The 1493-nt window shown below is 71.1% G+C and carries 2 protein-coding genes; one reads left to right on the top strand and one right to left on the bottom strand.

What is annotated here, in order from left to right:
• Positions 1-764, bottom strand: a 764-nt coding sequence (locus BN903_RS02915) for a site-2 protease family protein (protein ID WP_048076301.1), incomplete at its 3' end; no start/stop codon positions are given.
• A 113-nt stretch (positions 765-877) separates the two neighbouring features.
• On the opposite strand from BN903_RS02915, the gene BN903_RS02910 reads away from it, so the two are divergent.
• Positions 878-1342 (top strand): DoxX family membrane protein, encoded by a 465-nt coding sequence (locus tag BN903_RS02910; protein WP_048076300.1) that lies wholly within the window; start codon positions 878-880, stop codon positions 1340-1342.
• The last annotated feature ends 151 nt before the right edge of the window (positions 1343-1493 follow it).

Below are 1493 nucleotides of genomic sequence, written 5' to 3'. Positions count from 1 at the left end.
ATCGCCGACTCGAACTCGCCGCTCGTCTCGATCGGGGTCCCCGCGACCTCGACGATCCGGTCGCCCTGCGAGATGTCCGCCGCGGCCGCCGGGGAGCCGGGGTTCACCTCGCCGACCGCGTAGCCCGCCGCGGGCGAGATGGCCCCCACGACGGGACCAAAGAGGAGCGCGAAGACGACGACCGTCAGCACCGTGTTCGCGGTGACGCCCGCCGCGAACATCCGGGCGCGGGCACCGCGGGAGGCCGCCTGCGTCGCCTCCTCGTCGGGTTCGACGAACGCGCCGACGGGGAGCAGCGCGAAGAAGACGAGCCCCATCGAGTCGATGTCGATGCCCTCGACCCGACAGAGGAGCCCGTGTGCCCCCTCGTGGATCACCATCGCCACCGCGAGGCCGGCGACGATCTCGGGCGCGACGGAGAGGGGGAGGAAGTCGTTGACGCCCGGGATGATGAGGAAGTTCTGCGGCTGCTGGATCGCCGAGGGCTGCGCGTTCGAGAACGCCGACATCGCCGACGAGAGGATGAGCGCGAACGACGCCACCATCGCCACCAAGGCCCCGCCCAGCCCGAGGTTGGCGACCGCGCGCCAGAACCGCTTCGGCGTCGCGAGCCGTCCGAGGAAGGCGCGGCCGCGGAGGGTCCGGAGGGTCAACACCGGACCGGAGACGCGGACCGCGTCCGGGAGGATCCCCCTGTTCCGCAGCCACATCGCGACCGCGGAGTACGCGAGGACGCCCGTCAGCACCCAGAACAACGTGTTCATTACCGACGCATTGGGTTCGACCGTCCCTAAGGGGTTCGGTTCCGGGGACCCGCGGCGAGGGTTCCGGGAAGGCACGTCGAGGACTGATACCCCTCCCGCCCGTGTGGCGAGGTATGACCGACGACGAGACCGACTCTGACCCCGAAGCTGACTCCGACGACCCCGACCGATCGCTCGCGCCGCTGATGGGTGCGACGTACGTCGCCGCCGGAATCGCCCACTTCCTCGCGCCGAAGCGGTTCGCCGCGGCGATCCCGCCGTCGTTCCCGCGGCCGGTCGGGCTCGTGTACCTCTCCGGAATCGCCGAAGTCGTCCTCGGAGCCGGCGTCGCGCTGCGGCGGACGCGACGCCCGTCTGCGTGGGGGATCGTCGCCCTCCTCGTCGCCGTGTTCCCGGCCAACGTCCACCTCGCTCGGAGCGACGTGCTGAACGACCTCGTCCCGGAGCGGTTCGCGGATATCGCGCGGCTGGCGGCGTGGGTCCGCCTCCCGTTTCAGGCGGTCCTGATCGGCTGGGCGCTCCGGTACGCGCGCTCGGAGGAAACGTCGATGTCCGAGGCGGAGCCGGACCGGGCGTAGCCCGGCAGGCGAGACGCCGCCGCGAACTCAACACCCAAGTACCCCCCGGTCCAACCGTGGCCCATGATCGCGCTCATCGACTTCGTCTCGCGGCTGGTCGGCGACGTCGGCCGGTTCGTCGACATCTTCCTGAACGACCTGATCCTCGGCG

The organism is Halorubrum sp. AJ67, assembly GCF_000513435.1.
Note: the sequence above shows the minus strand (reverse complement) of the source record. Positions and strands in the feature narration are given on the sequence as shown.